This window comes from Paenibacillus sp. ICGEB2008, assembly GCF_000307675.1.
In the GTDB taxonomy this organism is placed as follows: Bacteria; Bacillota; Bacilli; order Paenibacillales; family Paenibacillaceae; genus Paenibacillus; species Paenibacillus polymyxa.
Window position 1 is genome coordinate 52,579 of sequence record NZ_AMQU01000007.1, and the last position, 17,541, is coordinate 70,119.

19 protein-coding genes are annotated in these 17,541 nt (G+C 43.1%); 16 read left to right on the top strand and 3 right to left on the bottom strand.

What is annotated here, in order from left to right; all coding sequences use genetic code 11:
• Nucleotides 1-326: 326 nt before the first annotated feature.
• On the bottom strand, nucleotides 327-845 hold the full coding sequence (locus tag C400_RS0105215; protein ID WP_013369513.1) for a DoxX family membrane protein: 519 nt from the start codon (nucleotides 843-845) through the stop codon (nucleotides 327-329).
• 250 nt (nucleotides 846-1,095) lie between these two features.
• Between C400_RS0105215 and C400_RS0105220 the strand changes: the two genes are divergently transcribed.
• The 5 genes from C400_RS0105220 to C400_RS0105240 all read left to right on the top strand — a co-directional run bounded on the left by C400_RS0105220 (nucleotide 1,096) and on the right by C400_RS0105240 (nucleotide 6,408).
• The gene (locus C400_RS0105220; RefSeq protein ID WP_017426202.1) at nucleotides 1,096-2,190 is read left to right on the top strand and encodes a DUF3048 domain-containing protein; all 1,095 of its coding nucleotides are present in this window, start codon (nucleotides 1,096-1,098) and stop codon (nucleotides 2,188-2,190) included.
• A gap of 188 nt (nucleotides 2,191-2,378) precedes the next feature.
• A complete protein-coding gene (locus C400_RS0105225) occupies nucleotides 2,379-2,993 on the top strand; it encodes a DUF47 domain-containing protein (RefSeq protein WP_007428879.1) in 615 nt (204 codons plus the stop codon).
• 14 nt (nucleotides 2,994-3,007) lie between these two features.
• The gene (locus C400_RS0105230; protein ID WP_016819805.1) at nucleotides 3,008-3,997 is read left to right on the top strand and encodes an inorganic phosphate transporter; all 990 of its coding nucleotides are present in this window, start codon (nucleotides 3,008-3,010) and stop codon (nucleotides 3,995-3,997) included.
• A 241-nt stretch (nucleotides 3,998-4,238) separates the two neighbouring features.
• A complete protein-coding gene (locus C400_RS0105235) occupies nucleotides 4,239-5,687 on the top strand; it encodes an amino acid ABC transporter substrate-binding protein/permease (RefSeq protein WP_017426203.1) in 1,449 nt (482 codons plus the stop codon).
• Entirely contained in the window at nucleotides 5,680-6,408 is a 729-nt protein-coding gene (locus C400_RS0105240; RefSeq protein WP_013369518.1) for an amino acid ABC transporter ATP-binding protein, read from the top strand. The genes C400_RS0105235 and C400_RS0105240 overlap by 8 nt, the downstream gene beginning before the upstream one ends.
• A 125-nt stretch (nucleotides 6,409-6,533) precedes the next feature.
• Here the strand turns inward: C400_RS0105240 and C400_RS27400 are convergent, their stop codons facing one another.
• Complete coding sequence (locus C400_RS27400; RefSeq protein ID WP_128574126.1) at nucleotides 6,534-6,716, bottom strand: hypothetical protein; 183 nt, start codon at nucleotides 6,714-6,716, stop codon at nucleotides 6,534-6,536.
• Nucleotides 6,717-6,949: 233 nt separating this feature from the next.
• Between C400_RS27400 and corA the strand changes: the two genes are divergently transcribed.
• Nucleotides 6,950-7,909 carry a magnesium/cobalt transporter CorA gene (corA, locus tag C400_RS0105245; RefSeq protein WP_017426204.1) on the top strand — a complete coding sequence of 320 codons (960 nt, stop codon included), beginning with the start codon at nucleotides 6,950-6,952 and terminating at the stop codon, nucleotides 7,907-7,909.
• 6 nt (nucleotides 7,910-7,915) lie between these two features.
• Here the strand turns inward: corA and C400_RS0105250 are convergent, their stop codons facing one another.
• Nucleotides 7,916-8,431, bottom strand: coding sequence for a hypothetical protein (locus C400_RS0105250; protein ID WP_017426205.1), 516 nt, complete (start codon nucleotides 8,429-8,431; stop codon nucleotides 7,916-7,918).
• Nucleotides 8,432-8,660: 229 nt separating this feature from the next.
• On the opposite strand from C400_RS0105250, the gene C400_RS0105255 reads away from it, so the two are divergent.
• The 10 genes from C400_RS0105255 to C400_RS27420 all read left to right on the top strand — a co-directional run bounded on the left by C400_RS0105255 (nucleotide 8,661) and on the right by C400_RS27420 (nucleotide 17,527).
• On the top strand, nucleotides 8,661-8,951 hold the full coding sequence (locus tag C400_RS0105255; RefSeq protein ID WP_007428885.1) for a YerC/YecD family TrpR-related protein: 291 nt from the start codon (nucleotides 8,661-8,663) through the stop codon (nucleotides 8,949-8,951).
• A complete protein-coding gene (locus tag C400_RS0105260) occupies nucleotides 8,951-9,739 on the top strand; it encodes a sirohydrochlorin chelatase (protein WP_026065368.1) in 789 nt (262 codons plus the stop codon). Before C400_RS0105255 ends, C400_RS0105260 begins: the two co-directional genes overlap by 1 nt.
• A gap of 177 nt (nucleotides 9,740-9,916) precedes the next feature.
• Nucleotides 9,917-10,798, top strand: coding sequence for a diacylglycerol kinase (locus C400_RS0105265; protein WP_017426207.1), 882 nt, complete (start codon nucleotides 9,917-9,919; stop codon nucleotides 10,796-10,798).
• 224 nt (nucleotides 10,799-11,022) lie between these two features.
• A complete protein-coding gene (gene rlmD, locus C400_RS0105270) occupies nucleotides 11,023-12,786 on the top strand; it encodes a 23S rRNA (uracil(1939)-C(5))-methyltransferase RlmD (protein ID WP_017426208.1) in 1,764 nt (587 codons plus the stop codon).
• Between the two features lie 733 nt (nucleotides 12,787-13,519).
• The gene (locus C400_RS27405) at nucleotides 13,520-13,822 is read left to right on the top strand and encodes a type I restriction-modification system subunit M N-terminal domain-containing protein (RefSeq protein WP_232795313.1); all 303 of its coding nucleotides are present in this window, start codon (nucleotides 13,520-13,522) and stop codon (nucleotides 13,820-13,822) included.
• Nucleotides 13,788-15,068, top strand: a complete 1,281-nt coding sequence (locus C400_RS0105275) for a type I restriction-modification system subunit M (protein ID WP_232795314.1) — start codon at nucleotides 13,788-13,790, stop codon at nucleotides 15,066-15,068. Before C400_RS27405 ends, C400_RS0105275 begins: the two co-directional genes overlap by 35 nt.
• Nucleotides 15,065-16,327, top strand: coding sequence for a restriction endonuclease subunit S (locus C400_RS0105280; RefSeq protein WP_017426209.1), 1,263 nt, complete (start codon nucleotides 15,065-15,067; stop codon nucleotides 16,325-16,327). The genes C400_RS0105275 and C400_RS0105280 overlap by 4 nt, the downstream gene beginning before the upstream one ends.
• A gap of 1 nt (nucleotide 16,328) precedes the next feature.
• On the top strand, nucleotides 16,329-16,592 hold the full coding sequence (locus tag C400_RS27410) for a hypothetical protein (RefSeq protein WP_026065369.1): 264 nt from the start codon (nucleotides 16,329-16,331) through the stop codon (nucleotides 16,590-16,592).
• Nucleotides 16,576-17,166, top strand: a complete 591-nt coding sequence (locus tag C400_RS27415; RefSeq protein ID WP_017426210.1) for an AAA family ATPase — start codon at nucleotides 16,576-16,578, stop codon at nucleotides 17,164-17,166. The genes C400_RS27410 and C400_RS27415 overlap by 17 nt, the downstream gene beginning before the upstream one ends.
• Entirely contained in the window at nucleotides 17,126-17,527 is a 402-nt protein-coding gene (locus C400_RS27420; protein ID WP_232795315.1) for a hypothetical protein, read from the top strand. Before C400_RS27415 ends, C400_RS27420 begins: the two co-directional genes overlap by 41 nt.
• The last annotated feature ends 14 nt before the right edge of the window (nucleotides 17,528-17,541 follow it).

The following is a 17,541-nucleotide window of genomic DNA, read 5'->3' on the forward strand; positions in this document are numbered from 1 at the left end:
GTGAACATTCCATGTTGTATCCAACTTGTAAACGTTTGTGGGGGAAGATGAATCCGAAAAAGGAGTCTCCAAGTCAGAGTGGACTTGAGGACTCCTTTGTTCATTTAAATAGAGGAGGGGCAGCATGGTCACACATACAAGCAGCATAGCTGCACAAAAACACCGAAGAGAAGGAGCATAGCTGCAAAAAACACCAAAGAGAAGCAGCATAGCTGCAAAAAACACCGAAGAGAAGGAGCATAGCTGCAAAAAACATCAAAGAGAAGCAGCATAGCTGCACAAAAAAACAACCATTAGCCAGAGGATAACGGTTGTTTTTTGGATAGTTAAGCTATTTTTCGATTGGGGTCCGTTTGATAAGTATCTTTATTTTTACCAAACAGTCCACGCAGGAAGGGCAGTACCCAACGGTCAAAGCCGATTCTTCCGGCATTTGCACCAGCAACGATAAGGAAGATTTCAACCAACAGGTAGATTGCATTGGTGCTTACTGTACCCGAGAACAGGAACGAGAAGTTCATAACCATAGCCATCAAAGTAGCCAGTGTAGTCAATGTACCAAGCAGTAGGCCAACCCCGACCAAGAACTCACCCAATGGGATCAGGACGTTGAACAAACCGACATTCGGCAGAGCAAAGGCTTCAAGGAACGATCCCCACCAGCCTTGTACAGCGGGATGATCTCCACCTGTTTTAGCAATGGCCCCCGAGATAAATCCACCTGCATCGAATCCGCCAGTCAGCTTCTCAAGTCCGTGGGTCATCCATTCATAACCTAGATAAACCCGTACTACAGTCAGCAGCCACATTGCTACTTTGTTCTCACGTAACCAGTTGTTAAACATTTAAACCACTCCTCTTTCTTAATCTATAATGATGGGTTGTATTTCATTTTGTTTGGGATGATCATCTTTGCTACACCTTTATTGTATTAGGTTCAGTTACAGTTATTTGTGATAAAAATCACAAAGTCTAAATATTTTTTAAATTTTAATGTCTTCAGATAAGTATTCTATAGAGAGGTAATGCCTCAATCAAGACAAAAACAGGAAATAAAGCTTATAATGAGAAAAATAACTATGTGGAGGGATGAACTTGTCCGGGCCCATGTCTCAACGAAATCATTGGCTGCGTGTGATGGCCTCAGCTCTGTTATGCATGACAATGATGTCTTGTTCTGCTTTGTCCAATACGGGTGAATCTGAATCCGTTCCCAAACCGACCCAGCAAGTAACAGAGAAAAAGGTGCTTGAACCGCCTAAGGAGCCATCTGTTCCGGCATTTACAGCTCCGCTTACCGGGCTTCCGGTGGAGCAGTCTGTTATAGAGCGGCCGCTGGCTGTCATGATTAACAATGCTCCGGCTGCGCGTCCACAGGCGGGGCTTAGCCAGGCAGACATGGTATATGAGGTTCTTGCAGAAGGCGGAATTACCCGTTTGGTAGCTTTTTTCCAAAGTCATGGTGGTGATGTGAAGATCGGTCCGGTCCGCAGCATCCGACCGTATTTGATTGAACTGGGCGAAACCTATGGTGCGTTGCCGATACATGCAGGGGGAAGTACAGATGCCTATGCGATTTTACAGCAGCAGCGGAAGGAGCATCTGGACGAGATTTCAAATGGAGGGGCTTACTTCTGGCGAAGCAAAGATCGTCGTCCTCCACATAATTTATACACAGATGTGAGCAGACTGCGTAAAGGAAGCGATAGCAAAGGGTATGCCAAGCAGACGGAGGTTCCAGTATATCGTTATCTTAAAACTGGCGAAACTCCAGTTATGGTGGACGAGAGTGTTGCCTCTTTGCACATCCGATTTTTGTTAAAAAGCTATCGCGTATCTTATACCTATGATCCAGCTGATCAACGATATAAGCGTTTTGTGAACGAAAAGTCACATCTAGATCAAAATAATAATCAACAGCTCTCAGCGGCCAATGTGATTGTGATGAGCACGAGGCATCGAACGTTGGATGATGTAGGTAGACTAAGTGTTGAGCTGGACGGTAGCGGAGAAGCCATGGTGTTTCAACAAGGAAAGCTAATACGTGCTGAATGGCAGCATATATCTGGCGATGCGATTCGGTTTATGAAAAATGGGGTTGAAATCCCGTTAACGCCAGGTACATCCTATATACATGTGGTACCTGCAGATACTTCACTAGCCGAACATGTAACAATAGAAGCAAATTAGAAAACGTAATACTCCTTTTTAGGGAAAAATTGTCGGATAATGACCTTCCATGTCGGGCATTGTATACGTATATCTAGAAATTTGCTTTTACAAACATTACAAAAACATTGATGAGTGTGATAAGATAGCAAAGGTTGTCTATTGCAGTCGAAACAGGTTGCGGATATTTTCGTAAAGGGGTAATCGTTATGAGATTGAAGAAAAAGGATATATTCTTCGAGACGTTGGAAAATATGGCAGATACGATCGTGCAAGCAGCCGATTATTTTGCCCAACATACTTCAAATCTTCAAGATGTGACTTTGTTTACCAATGAGATGAAGAAGTATGAAAATAAGTGTGATGATTACACACACACGATTATTACTGAGTTGAACAAGACCTTCATTACGCCGCTCGAACGCGACGACATCATGGAACTGACAACGACCATGGATGATGTGCTGGACGGTCTTGAAGCGACAGCCTCTCGTTTTTATATGTACAACATTACAGAGCCGGACGAGTATATTGTGCAGTTCGCTGATATTTTGCGTCAATCAGCTTACGAAATTCAAAAGGCTGTACATTTGCTTTCACAGAAAAAATTGCTGGCTATTCGTGAATACACCATTCGCCTGAATGATTTGGAAAATCAGGGGGATGAATTACTGCGTATTTGCATCAAAAACCTGTTTGCAACTGTAACTGATCCTATTGAGCTGATTAAACGCAAAGAATTGTACGAACGCCTTGAAACGACAACGGATTCATGCGAGGATGTTGCAAATATGCTGGAATCCATCATTATGCGTAACTCGTAAGGGAGTCCTTTTACATGGATACAAGTTTACTGGTACTAGGTATTGTTATTTTTCTTGCTCTGGCATTTGATTTTATTAATGGATTTCATGATACGGCGAACGCAATTGCTACTTCGGTCTCGACCCGTGCATTGACGCCGCGACGTGCGATTATTATGGCTGCGGTTATGAACTTTCTCGGAGCGATCTTGTTTACCGGGGTTGCCAAGACCATTGGTGGAAGTGTCGCTGATCCAACCAAGCTTACGAACGGAATTGATATCGTCATTGCGACGTTGATCGCCGCCATTATCTGGAATCTCTTGACTTGGTGGTTCGGTATTCCTTCATCCTCTTCCCATGCATTGATTGGTGCGTTGGCCGGAGCGGTGTATGTAGGTGCAGGACAGGATAAATTAAATTGGAGCGGCTTCATCGGGATTGTTGAGGGTCTTATTTTCTCCCCGTTGATTGCTTTTGTTGTCGGTTACATTGTGATGATGATTTTGAAATACATCTTTGCTTATCGCAGTCCGCATACGGTGAACAAGGGTTTTCGCACCATGCAGGTAATTACGGCAGCTATTCAGTCGTTTACGCATGGTACGAATGATGCTCAGAAGGCGATGGGGATTATCACGTTCGCACTCGTCTCGGCAGGGTATCAAGACCATTTGGAAGTACCTATGTGGGTGAAAATTTCAGCTGCAACAGCCATGGCGCTTGGTACGTCTATTGGGGGCTGGAAGATCATCAAGACGATGGGAACTAAGATTTTTAAAATTGACCCAATCAATGGATTTGCAGCCGATGTTTCGGGGGCTTCCGTTATATTCACAGCTACTTTGCTCCATTTGCCAGTAAGTACCACTCATGCAATTACTTCGGCGATTCTGGGTGTAGGGTCTGCGAAGCGTTTTAGTGCGGTTCGCTGGTCATTAGCTGGTCGTATTGTAATAACCTGGGTAATAACGATTCCAATTTCTGCGCTATTGTCAGGTTTGATATTCAAAATTCTTTTCTAGTTTTCTTCATGGTTTCTAGAAAAAGAACATACAATATAGGATACACAATAAGCTTCCGTCCGCTTTTTGCGGCAGGGGCTTATTGGCATTCTCGGGCAAAAATGCATCTTCAAAGTTTACACATCCAGATAGTTCCATGAGATGTTTTTTAAAAAATACCTGACATCAAAGTAGTCAATTTTTAATAACTCCTGTAGAATAAACAGAAAACTTTGAACCGTTCAACTGACTGGAGGATCTTATGCAAAAACCAAGAAAACTAATAGCACTCATGATTTGTTTGTTTTCTGTGGTTGCCCTGGCCGGTAATTTCGGTGTAGTGGCCCACGCAGAAAATAAAACAAAGTATGATATCGGCACGGATACAACGTTCGCGCCTTTTGAGTTTGAAGATGTAAATGGTAAATTTGTCGGAATTGATATGGATTTACTGGCAGCTATTGCTAAGGACCAGAATTTTGAGTATACCGTTAAGCCACTTGGCTTTAACGCGGCAGTGCAGGCCCTTGAAACGAATCAAGTGGATGGTGTCATTGCCGGGATGAGTATTACAGATGAACGCAAGCAAAAATTTGATTTTTCTGAGCCCTATTTCGACTCAGGTGTTGTCATGGCGGTCCGTAAGGATAATGATACGATTAAACGCTATGAGGACCTGAAAGGACAGCGTGTCGCTGTCAAAACAGGAACACAAGGCTACACATTCGCGGAATCCATTAAGGCAGAATATGGCTTTACTACCGTTCCGTTCGACGATTCTTCTCAAATGTATGATGAAGTTAAAACAGGTAATTCGGTTGCCTGCTTTGATGATTATCCGGTACTGGCATACGGTGTGACTCAGAATAATGGTCTTAAGCTGGTGACTGATAAGGAAAAAGGTGGCTCTTACGGTTTCGCTGTCAACCAAGGCAAAAATGCGGAGCTGCTGGAAAAATTCAATGCAGGGCTTGTGAATCTTCGCAACAGCGGGGAATATGACAAAATTATGTCCAAATACCTGGGAGAATCCGGCAAAGGTGTGGCTCCTGTAGAACGCAGCCGCTGGGAACTCATTTCCGCTTCGCTGCCTGCGTTGATTAAAGGGATGGGAAATACGCTGTTGTACACCCTGGTATCCTTGCTCGTAGCCTTTTTGCTGGGACTGGTGTTTGGCTTTATGAAAGTGAGCCATAACAAGGTGTTCCGCGGTATTGCAACTGTTTTCGTTGATGTATTCCGTGGTATTCCACTGATCGTACTTGCATTCTTTATTTACTTCGGTATCCCACAGGCACTCGATTTTAAAATGCCGCTTTTTGTCGCGGCGGTGTTGACGTTATCCCTAAACGCTGGTGCTTATGTGACCGAAATTATCCGCGGGGGTATTCAGTCCATTGATCCGGGACAAATGGAAGCCGCTCGTTCGCTTGGTTTGCCGTATCGGACAGCCATGCTGAAGATCATTTTGCCACAAGCCGTGAAAATCATGATCCCGTCGTTTATCAATCAGTTGGTTATTACGTTGAAGGATACGTCCATTCTGTCGGTTATCGGTCTGGTTGAATTGACTCAATCGGGCAAGATCATTATTGCACGGACGTTCCAATCCTTTGATATTTGGCTGGTCGTTGCGGTGATGTATCTTATCGTCATTACAGTCCTGACCAAAATTTCCAACCGTCTTGAAGGGAGAGTTCGCCGTGGGTAAGATTATCGTTAAAAACCTGAAAAAAAGCTATGGCAGTAACCAGGTGCTGAAAGGCATTGACATGCAAGTGCGGGAAGGCGAAGTTGTATGCGTCATTGGACCTTCGGGTTCAGGGAAAAGTACGTTTTTACGTTGTATGAATATGCTGGAGGAAATTACAGCTGGTGAGGTCATCGTCGATGATTACAAATTGGGTGACAAAAACGTGGACATTAACAAGGTCCGTGAAAATATAGGTATGGTGTTTCAGCATTTCAACCTGTTCCCGCATATGACGGTGCTCAAGAACATTATGTTCGCGCCGACTGAGCTGGGTAAACAGACGAAGACAGAGGCCCGTGAGACAGCTATGAAGTTGCTGGATCGCGTGGGTTTGGCCGATAAGGCAGATGCATTGCCAGGACAGCTTTCCGGCGGCCAGAAGCAGCGTGTGGCGATTGCACGTGCGCTTGCAATGAACCCAGACATTATGCTGTTCGACGAGCCAACCTCGGCGCTTGATCCTGAAATGGTGGGCGAAGTGCTCGGCGTAATGAAAGATCTGGCTCGCGAAGGCATGACGATGATGATCGTAACGCATGAGATGGGCTTTGCGCGTGAAGTAAGCGACCGTGTCGTATTTATGGACGGTGGTTACATCGTGGAAGAAGGAACACCGCAAGAGGTATTTGGTAATCCGAAAAACGAGCGGACCATTAGTTTCTTAGAGAAAGTATTGTAAGTGGGCAGGGTTTACTTTGAGCGCAGATAGAGATGTGTGTGACGCTCCGCGTTCCATTTGATCTTCCGATCGCTGTTGCCTCTGAATTTTTTTTTGGATTATGTAACACATGAAAAGGTTAGAATTCAGGGGCAAAGGCGAGCGCTTCGCTTCTCCAGATTCAAATGTACCGCTCCGCTACTGCCCGCTGAATCTGCTCCTTTCTTGGCAAAAGCCTGCCCCACTTTTAAATAGGTGGGGATAGGCAGAGGGAATTGGCGCAGCGCTCTGCTTGCTGCGCCGAGGGGGATATAGCGAGTAAGCATCATTCGATTTGAATGGTGGAACAGGGCATCCCACAACTGTATAAGAAATGAAAAAAGATTTAAGGGGTAACGAATGAATTATTTTAAGGATATCTTCGGGAGCGTGCTGGCCCGGAGATATCCTTTTCTTCATTAGAGCATATGAAACCTAGAACTTGAGATTTGTATAATGTGGAATGGCTTATATAAAATATAAATAACACATAAGACGGCAGTATAAGCGAGGGGGACGTACGGTGATACGTACATTGACTATAGGGCACGATCATCAGGTGACGGTGGGACAACCGTTAGAGCAGATTGTCATGGAAGATTACATATGGATCTGGGCTGACTTTAACGAGCCTACAGATCAAGAGTCAGAGCTGCTGACGAGTTATTTTCATTTTCACCCGCTGGCTGTAGAGGATTGTATGCATGTTCTGCAACGTCCCAAGCTGGATTATTACGAGAATGTACAGTTTCTGGTGGTACATGCGCTTGATGTAGATACATTAGAGGCGGAAGAGGTAGATATGTTTATTAGCAGCCGTTTTTTGGTTACATATCACCATCATGAACTAGAGGAACTGGATCAGGCTTGGGAGCGGATTGTCGAGCATGCGAATGAACGTAAAATATGGTCTCGCGGACCGCTGGCTGCAGCTTATACTGTGATGGACAAGCTGGTAGACAACTATTTTCCAAGCCTTTTCATCATTGAGGATGAATTAGCCGAACTGGAAGGTTTGGGCGCACACGAGTCGGTAGAGGAATTAATGAAGCAGGTGTTTGACCTGCGTGGCAGGTTGCTCAAGCTGCGCCGTACGATCGTACCGATGCGTGATCTGATGTACCGAGTTTTGAATTCGCAGCATGTGCTGGGTCAAGGGGATCATATGGCTTATTTTACGGATATCTATGATCATTTATTGAAACTGACGGACATGCTGGAGGCCGACCGCGAGATGACAGCCGACCTGAGAGACAGTTACATATCGCTTAATTCCAATCGCATGAATTCAATTATGAAGACGCTAACCGTAATTACGACCGTTTTTATGCCCTTGACGCTGATTGCAGGAATTTATGGTATGAATTTTTCGAATATGCCCGAGTTGGGCTGGAAATATGGATATTTTGGCGTATTGTTCTTTATGTTCTTATTGAGTGTTGCGATGGTGGTGTGGTTTATGCGCCGAGGTTGGTTTAAATAAAATAGCCTACTTTCTTGTGCGTTTGCGCGGACGTCTGCGCGGGGTTGTGGTACTTTTGCGCTGTGTCTTTTTCCGACGTCGGCGTGGTGGGGTATATTCATCCAGTTCCTCAGTAATTGGTGTTGTCGTTTTTTTGCTTGCGTTTTTGTTGAATGCTGGGAGCGAGCCCATAATCAGTTTTGCCATCGGAGCAAATTGCTGCACGCTAGACATGATCTTTTGTACCTTGCCGACCGTAGCAACAATCCCGTCAATACCGCCCATACGGTCAATAATACCTTTAATATCGTTGAGATTACCAAGATTGCCAAGACCGCCAAGCAGGCCTCCTTTGGCTGGGGCGGGGTCTGGCGTGACCACGGCGGCATCTGTTATGCTCGCTGGTGCCTCATAAGGCACCACGGCGGAGGAATCGACTTGCGGAACCTCGCTGTAGGGATCGAGTCCAGGGTAAGGAGTTGAACTATACGGATCGGAAATGGAACGCGTTTGCGCCCTCCGATGATAGTAATGTCCAGGCATGAGATCACATTCCTTTGCAGATTGATACTCTACTGTATGTTACAAACGCACAGTGGGTTTAGGCACGTGTCCTGAAATGAGGTATAAAAGCGGATTTGGGCATTCGTACAGGAAGTTTCTGTAGTCATGTAATGTTGTTCTGTAATGCGTGAAACCGTTAATGCTTGAAAAACTAACTATTTGTCGAGTACAATGAGGAGAGATTGTAACCTTTGGGAGATGATAATCTATGCAGCTTAAAAAGCTTAATGATAAAAGTATTGATCAATTGTTCGAAGCTATTTTAACTCTTAAAAATTTGGAAGAGTGCTATGTATTTTTTGATGATCTGTGCACAATTAATGAAATTCAATCCCTCTCCCAACGTCTGGAGGTTGCCCGTATGCTTGGCAAAGGCAGCACATATAATCAGATTGAAGCTGAGACAGGCGCCAGTACAGCCACCATTTCACGTGTGAAACGTTGCCTGAACTATGGGAATGACGGGTATAAAATGACTCTGGAACGTCTAGGTCGCTAATGCAGAGCCCTGGGATACTGGTCATCAGCCATGGCTCTAGAGAGCCATATTGGGTGGAACAGGTGGATCAGGCAGTTGCAAAGCTTCAATTGCTGGAAGCAATGCCGGTAGAGGTTTCATTTTTGGAAACGGTTAAAGGAAGATTGATTCAAGATGGGATTGACCGTCTGGAAGCCTTGGGGGTAACAGATTTACTGGTTATTCCTTTGTTTGTGTCGTCAGGCAGTACGCATGTAGATGAAATTAGCTATGCGCTGGGAGTCAAAGCTGCGCCAGACAAAGAAACAGATTTGGAGCCTTTTCAATTGAAGGCACGTGTGCATTTTGGTAGTCCATTGGATGATGGCGAAGATGTTGCCCGCATGGTGTGGGACAAGGTTCGCCCGTTGTCGGTTGACCCTGCGAGAGAGGTCATTTTACTCGTAGGACACGGGAGCGCGCACAACGGCTTTCTTCAGCGCTGGGAGCAAGGGATTTCCTCGTTGGCCCGTACGGTGCAAAACGTGAGTGGTATCATCACGGATTACGCTTTGCTAAATCCTGAGGGTGTGCATGACAAGGCAGCGTATTGGAATCAGGAGCGGGGTCATGATGTTATTGTGGCACCGCTGTTTTTGAGTTCGGGTTATTTTACAAGTCATATGATTCCCAAACGCTTACAGGGACTCGATTATCGTTACTCAGGAGATCCTTTATTGCCGCATCCTTTGCTTACAAGCTGGATGGACAGACAAGTTTGTGAACTGTTACAGAGTATGCAGAAACAAGCAAGGACTGACAATAGATAAGATGGTCTGAATTCGGTGATAGTGTTTCTAACCTGAAATTCCCTTATTTGGATAGTGACTGGCTTCTTTTATTGTAAAAGAGGTCTTTTTCCAGTATGATGATATTTTGTACAGACTGAATGTGATGAACTGCGATGTGAATATAAATATCATTAAATATACGGGTGGCGTAACGGAATGAAAAGAGCTAGATTAATCTATAACCCGACCTCTGGGCGTGAGGAAATGAAACGTCGCCTTGCGGATGTCTTGCAGCGCCTGGATGAAGGTGGCATTGAGGCCTCTTGCCATGCAACTACAGGAGAAGGGGACGCAACGCGTGCCGCAACAGAGGCCGTTGAACGTGGCTATGATATGATTATTGCCGCTGGTGGCGATGGTACATTGTATGAGGTCATTAATGGGATGGCTGAACGGAAAAACCGCCCGCCTCTGGGTGTGTTTCCTCTGGGAACGACGAATGATTTTGCCAGAGCACTGGGCATTCCCAAGCACTGGGAGGATTATTGTGACCTCGTTATTCGTCAAAATCCGAAGCCACTGGATATCGGAAAAGCCAATGACCGCTACTTTATCAACATCGCAGGCGGCGGAACTTTAACCGAGCTTACGTATGAAGTTCCAAGCAAGCTCAAAACGATGATTGGCCAATTGGCGTATTATTTTAAAGGTATGGAGAAAATGGTCAGCCTTGCTCCACAGGAGCTGATCATCAAGGCAACGGGTCAGGAAGTGATCCACGACGAATTTATGCTTTTCCTGATCGCGAATACAAATTCGGTGGGCGGGTTTGAAAAGCTTGCTCCTGGGGCGACAATAGATGATGGACTGCTCGATGTCATCGCTGTGCGCAAATGCAATTTGGCGGAAATGATCCGCTTGGTTACACTTGCGCTGCGCGGAGAGCACTTGCAGGACAAAAAAATCGTTTATTTCAGAACCGATTACATGGAAGTGACCTCACCTGGCTATGTCCAGCTTAATCTGGATGGCGAATTAGGAGGCACACTGCCAGCGACCTTCCGAAATCTTCCGCATCATTTGAATGTGTTTCGGTAGGAAGAGGATCGGAAATGATTTTATTTCCGGTTGGTTGAGTAGTTCGGTATACAGAACGCAGAGTGGGTAGTTGTTTTTTGTAGGGAACATATCGGTCCTTGCCGTTCTCCGTGGGGAGTAACGGCATTTTCGAGTTGATGTTTAAACATCGTCTAGATGACGATTTGAATGATGTGGCTGAATGAAGATAAGCATGAAAAGAAGAACAGAAAGAAGTGACCATCATGACGAATAACCGTAGCGGACGTGGAAAAAGCCGCCGGAATACAGCAACAGCAACTCCAGTTCAAGGAAAGCAGCACCACAAGACCATACAGGCGAAAAAAGAGAGAGAACTGGAACAGTCACGAGTTGGAGCTGGGAATAGAATGCTTCGGGCTGGAACCGAAAGCAAAAGTGGAAATATGGATAATTCGGATCGAAAAATGCGGGGGGATGAACGGAAATCTCGTCATTTTTCCAAAGGTGAACGGAGTAACGATAGACGGAATCAGGAAGCTTCCAATCGTAGCAGGTCTAATGCAGAGCGTAGCGATCTGCCTGTGCAAAAGAATGATGAGGCCGTGATAGACATCATCGGCATGAACCATGATGGCGAGGGTGTAGGACGTGTCGAGGGTTTTACGCTGTTCGTTCCGGGCGCGTTACCGGGTGAAAAGGTAAGGGTCAAGGTGCTGAAAACAAAAAAGCAATATGGCTATGCCAAGCTTCTGGATATCGCGCAATCTAGCCCTGACCGGATTGCAGCTCCGTGTGCCATCTACGCTCAATGCGGCGGTTGTCAGCTCCAGCATATGAGCTACGAAGCGCAGCTGGGCTGGAAGCGGCAACATGTGGTGGATGTGCTGGAGCGTATTGGAAAGCTGAGTGTGGCTACGGAGTCCAGTGAGCATATTGCAGAGGTTTTGGCTGACTCTGCGGATGGAAGTGCAGACCACATGTCGCGTGTACAAGGCGTAGTCGTGCATCCTACACTCGGTATGAGTGAGCCTTGGCGGTACCGCAACAAAGCCCAAGTGCCGATTGGTGTCACCGAGGGCGGGCTTGTCGGTGGTTTCTACGCACGTGGCAGCCATCGCATCGTGGATATGAACACCTGTCTCATTCAGGACGAGCGCAACGACGAAGTTATCGCACATGTCAAAGAGATTGGCCGAATGCTGGGCATCAGCGCGTATAATGAAGAAACCGGACGTGGGCTGCTGCGCCATGTCGTTGTAAAGACTGCTTTTCGCACGGGTGAAATGATGCTGGTGCTCGTCACGAATGGACGAGATATTCCGCACGCTGATGCGTGGATCGGCAGTATTCGTGAGCACATCCCACACGTGGCAAGCATATGCCAGAACGTGAACACGAAGCGAACGAACGTTATTTTTGGCGACGAGACTCGTGTACTGTGGGGACGTGACGTGATCTACGATTACATTGGAAACGTCCAGTTTGCGATTTCCGCGCGATCCTTTTATCAGGTGAATCCCGTACAAACGGAAGTGCTGTATGGCAAAACCGTCGAATATGCCGGTCTCACGGGCAAAGAAACGGTTATTGATGCGTATTGCGGCATCGGCACGATCTCTTTGTTCCTCGCTCAGCATGCAGACCAGGTGTATGGGGTGGAGATCGTCAAAGAAGCCATCGACGATGCACGAAGTAATGCGCTATTGAACGAAATGCGTAATGTGAAATTTGAGGTAGGCGCGTCCGAGGACGTCATTCCTGCATGGAAAGAGCAAGGGATCACCGCCGACGTTATCGTCGTCGACCCACCCCGCAAGGGCTGCGATCCACGCCTGCTCGACACCATTCTGGAGATGAACCCAGAACGCGTGGTGTATGTATCCTGTAACCCAAGCACACTGGCGCGGGATTTAAGGATATTGGAGGATGGCGGGTACAGTACAGCGGAAGTACAGCCTGTAGATATGTTCCCGCATACGGTTCATGTGGAGTGCGTGGCGTTGTTGGAATGGCGGGGTTTGGAATAAGTGAATGTTTGAGTTGGGGACGCGTCTGATTTTATATTCTTACTTGTTTCTTGGATTAGTATTTTGATAAGTAAAAATTGAACTTATGAGCAAGATTAGAGATTTTCATATATCTGGTAATTTTATAAGAGTTTTTCACTCCGCTGAATAAAAAAGAAATTACAATCGGCTAGCCTTTAATACTGAAGACTTTTACGCTTAAACTCGTGCGTTGGCAGTTTTGCTCTAACTTACGCTTTTCATTAAAATGCTTTGCTCTCAGGGAAAGTCATGAACCACTCGCTAAAGCATAAGGGGCTATTCGTTTTAATTTGCCGTGTATGCATCTTTGGTTGTAAAACTTTATTTAGTCATTCAATGACGAATACTCGCGTCGGCGAAACAGGTTGTACTCCAAAATGCTGTGAAACGGCTCGAATTACTAGCGTTCTGCCCCGTTTTCAGTAGGACGTAGCATCCCGCGTCCAAGGTTTTTTGGAGCATTTCGCAAATCCATGGCAGCTGTACACAACGGCTCTCATTAGCGGTCCACAATCGAACGGCCGAAGACATCTCGTTTAATTTGGTATAAAAAATTCGAATGAAATTCTCTTTTCTAACTTAGGGAACCTAAGAGATAATAGATGTAAAAGAAGAAAATATTAAGATCAGCGCCTAAAAAAGCAGAAAAACAGAGCAAAATTAGTATTGTAGAATGATGAGAGTGCTCATTGTAAAAATCGGAGGTATACAAATGTCAAGTGCAGTACAACGTGCAGGATTACAATCTCAAATCTGGAAAATAGCTAATGATGTTCGTGGATCTGTAGACGGATGGGATTTTAAGCAATATGTTTTGGGAACTCTTTTTTATCGTTTTATTAGTGAGAATTTTTCTAGTTATATTGAAGGTGGCGACGAAAGCATCAATTATGCAGAACTTGACGATAGTATTGTAACTGAAGAAATTAAAGAGGATGCAATCAAAACAAAAGGTTATTTCATATATCCTAGTCAGTTATTTGAAAATATTGCAAAAAACGCCAAACACAAATGAAAGTTTGAATACAGATTTAGCTACTATATTTTCTGCTATTGAAAGTTCAGCAAATGGTTATCCTTCTGAACTAGATATTAAAGGATTATTTGCCGATTTTGACACGACAAGCAATAGACTAGGGAATACTGTAAAAGATAAAAACAGTCGTTTAGCTGCTGTGATTAAAGGAGTTGAAGGGCTTAATTTTGGTGGTTTTGAAGATAGTCAAATTGACCTTTTTGGTGATGCCTATGAGTTTTTAATCTCTAATTATGCTGCCAATGCTGGAAAATCTGGAGGGGAATTCTTCACACCGCAGTGTGTATCTAAGCTTATTGCCCAATTAGCAATACACAAGCAAACAACCATCAATAAAATTTATGATCCTGCAGCCGGTTCAGGTTCATTGCTATTACAAGCAAAGAAACAGTTTGATGCTCATATTATCGAAGATGGTTTTTATGGACAGGAGATTAACCATACAACTTATAACCTTGCTCGTATGAATATGTTTCTACACAACATAAATTACGATAAGTTTAATATTGCTTTAGGAAATACGCTATTAGACCCTCACTTTGGTGATGAAAAACCTTTTGATGCTATTGTATCTAATCCACCTTATTCCGTAAATTGGATTGGTAGTGATGACCCTACGCTTATTAATGATGAAAGATTTGCTCCCGCAGGCGTATTAGCCCCAAAATCTAAAGCCGATTTTGCCTTTGTACTTCATACGCTTAGTTACCTTTCAAGTAAAGGTCGTGCTGCTATCGTTTGTTTTCCTGGTATTTTTTACCGTGGTGGTGCAGAGCAAAAAATCAGAAAATACCTGATTGATAATAACTTTGTTGAGACGGTCATTTCATTAGCACCTAACCTTTTTTACGGGACTTCAATAGCGGTTAATATTTTGGTTCTTTCTAAGCATAAAACCGATAATAAAACTCAATTTATTGATGCAAGTGGAGTAGATTTCTATAAAAAAGCAACGAATAATAACATACTTAAAGATGAACATATTGAGCAAATAATGAAAATGTTCGACAGCAAAGAAAATATTGACCATGTTGCAAAATCCGTTGATTATGATGCAATCGTTCAAAATGAGTATAACCTTTCTGTAAGTTCTTATATAGCAGCAAAAGACACAAGGGAAGTCATTGATATAAATGAGCTGAATGCAGAAATAAAAACGACTGTAGCAAAGATAGACCAACTTCGTGCTGAAATTGATGAGATTATTGAGGGGATTGAATCATGATTAAGCCGAACTTTATAGAGAAATTGCTTGACGGGGTTGAGGTTGAGTGGAAGCCTTTGGAGGCTGTAATTAAGTCATTAAAAACGGGTTTAAATCCTCGTAAAAATTTTCAATTAAATGCACCTGATTCAGAAGGGTTTTATGTGACAGTTCGTGAAATACAAAATGGAAAAGTTGTATTTCTTGACAAAACAGATAGGGTAGATAACAGAGCCTTATTATTAATAAATAACCGTTCTAATTTAGAAAGTGGCGATGTTTTATTTTCAGGGACTGGAACTGTTGGACGTACTGCTGTTATAGAAACAAAACCTATAAATTGGAATATTAAGGAAGGGGTATATGTAATAAAACCTATCCAAGAAATTATTAGTTCAAAATATCTTTCTCATCTACTTAATTCCCATGATATTGTAAACGATTATAGTAGAAGAATTGTTGGTTCACCTGTTGTGAGCTTACCAATGAGCGAGTTAAAGAAACTCAAAATCCCCATCCCACCCCTTAATGTACAAGAAGAAATTGTTCGTATTTTGGACACCTTTACAGAGCTTACAGCAGAGCTTACAGCAGAGCTTACAGCAGAGCTTACAGCTCGTAAAAAGCAATATACCTACTACCGTGATAAGTTGTTGACTTTTGAAGAGGGTGAAGTTGAGTGGAAGACGTTGGGGGAAATAGGGGAGTTTGAACGGGGCAACGGATTGCAGAAAAGTGATTTTGCAGAGAGTGGTGTGAGTTGTATCCATTACGGTCAAATTTATACTTACTATGGAAACTTTGCATATCAAACAAAATCTTTTGTTTCACCAACATTGGCAACCAAGTTGAGGAAAGCTCAGAAAGGCGATTTGATTATTGCGACTACAAGCGAAAATATTGAAGATGTTTGTAAGCCTCTAGTTTGGCTGGGTGAGGATGAGGTTTGCGTTAGCGGAGAGACTTATGTTTTTAAGCACAATCAAAACCCAAAGTATTTAGCTTATTATCTGCAAACCCCTATGTTTTTTGATTATAAAAAGCAAAATAGAACAGGAACAAAGGTTATTCGAGTACATGGAGATAAGTTAGAAAAATTTAAACTTCCCATCCCATCTCTTACCGAACAAGCCCGAATCGTATCTATCCTCGACAAATTCGATGCCTTGACATCCTCAATTACTGAGGGTTTACCTCGTGAAATAGAGTTGCGTCAAAAACAATACGAATATTACCGCAATATGCTTCTTAGCTTTCCGAAAGAGGAGGTGAAGGAATAATATGGGTGCTTCATTAACGGACATTGCACAAATGTTAAAAAAATCCAAACATAAAACGAAAGCTAAAGGTGCGAGTGAATCGGATGTAACAGTTCAATTAATTTATGCTTTTAATGGAACGGGTAAAACGAGGCTTTCACGAGAATTCAAATCGTTAGTGGCACCGAAAGCAGATGAGGATGCGGAGATAGAGGAATCAGAAGCAGTTAATAAAAAAAATTCTTTATTACAATGCCTTTACGGAAGATTTGTTTTATTGGGATAATGACTTAGAAAATGATGCTGAGCCAAAACTTAAAATCCATCCTAATTCTTTTACAAGATGGATCTTTGAAGAGCAGGGGCAAGATAGAAATATTATTTCTAATTTCCAACATTATACCGATGAAAAATTAACGCCACATTTTAATGAAGAATATTCTATTAAAGATAAGAATGGGAATAATGTAACCGTAGGAGCCTTTTCAGAAATAACCTTTTCATATGAGCGTGGTAATGATGAGCGTTCCAATAACATTAAAATTTCAAAAGGAGAAGAGAGTAACTTTGTATGGTGTGTTTTTTATTCTCTGCTTGAACAAGTTATTGATGTATTAAATGTAGCCGAACCAAGTGAGAGAGAAACAAATCAGTTTGATCAGCTGGAATATGTATTCATAGATGACCCTGTAAGTTCATTAGATGATAATCGCTTGATTGAATTAGCGGTAAATTTGGCACACTTGATTAAATCAAGTCAGTCATACCTTAAATTTATTATAACCACACATAATCCTTTATTTTATAATGTGCTGCATAATGAGTTTAAAAAGGGTACATTTAAAAAAATATTTTCTTAAAAAAAATGAAGATGGAGAATATGATTTGGTTCCCCAAAGCAATGATTCTCCTTTTTCCTATCATCTTTTCTTAAAAACCGAAATTGAAAAAGCGATTGAAACAGGTCAGTTAAAGAAGTATCATTTTAATTTCTTTAGAAATATTTTGGAGAAAACATCAACATTTTTAGGTTATGACAACTGGGGAGAACTTCTGCCTAAAGACACAAATGAGAATATTAATCCTTATGAGACAAGAATTATTAATATATCAAGTCATTCAAAGCATTCAGGAGACGAGATGGTTGAATTGACAGATGATGATAGACGTGTAATAAAGTATTTAATGAATAACATTAAAGAAATGTATCGTTTTAAATAAAATGAAAGAAATTT

Excerpts from the sequence above, each read along its gene's own strand:
- C400_RS0105235 (WP_017426203.1), top strand. The coding sequence starts at position 4,239 with ATGCAAAAACCAAGAAAACTAATAGCACTCATGATTTGTTTGTTTTCT.
- C400_RS0105260 (WP_026065368.1), top strand. The coding sequence starts at position 8,951 with ATGCAGAGCCCTGGGATACTGGTCATCAGCCATGGCTCTAGAGAGCCA.
- C400_RS27405 (WP_232795313.1), top strand. The coding sequence starts at position 13,520 with ATGTCAAGTGCAGTACAACGTGCAGGATTACAATCTCAAATCTGGAAA.
- rlmD (WP_017426208.1), top strand. The coding sequence starts at position 11,023 with ATGACGAATAACCGTAGCGGACGTGGAAAAAGCCGCCGGAATACAGCA.
- C400_RS0105255 (WP_007428885.1), top strand. The coding sequence starts at position 8,661 with ATGCAGCTTAAAAAGCTTAATGATAAAAGTATTGATCAATTGTTCGAA.
- C400_RS0105215 (WP_013369513.1), bottom strand. The coding sequence starts at position 845 with ATGTTTAACAACTGGTTACGTGAGAACAAAGTAGCAATGTGGCTGCTG.
- C400_RS0105280 (WP_017426209.1), top strand. The coding sequence starts at position 15,065 with ATGATTAAGCCGAACTTTATAGAGAAATTGCTTGACGGGGTTGAGGTT.
- C400_RS0105230 (WP_016819805.1), top strand. The coding sequence starts at position 3,008 with ATGGATACAAGTTTACTGGTACTAGGTATTGTTATTTTTCTTGCTCTG.
- C400_RS27410 (WP_026065369.1), top strand. The coding sequence starts at position 16,329 with ATGGGTGCTTCATTAACGGACATTGCACAAATGTTAAAAAAATCCAAA.
- C400_RS0105225 (WP_007428879.1), top strand. The coding sequence starts at position 2,379 with ATGAGATTGAAGAAAAAGGATATATTCTTCGAGACGTTGGAAAATATG.
- C400_RS0105250 (WP_017426205.1), bottom strand. The coding sequence starts at position 8,431 with ATGCCTGGACATTACTATCATCGGAGGGCGCAAACGCGTTCCATTTCC.
- C400_RS27420 (WP_232795315.1), top strand. The coding sequence starts at position 17,126 with ATGAGTTTAAAAAGGGTACATTTAAAAAAATATTTTCTTAAAAAAAAT.
- C400_RS0105265 (WP_017426207.1), top strand. The coding sequence starts at position 9,917 with ATGAAAAGAGCTAGATTAATCTATAACCCGACCTCTGGGCGTGAGGAA.
- C400_RS27400 (WP_128574126.1), bottom strand. The coding sequence starts at position 6,716 with ATGATGCTTACTCGCTATATCCCCCTCGGCGCAGCAAGCAGAGCGCTG.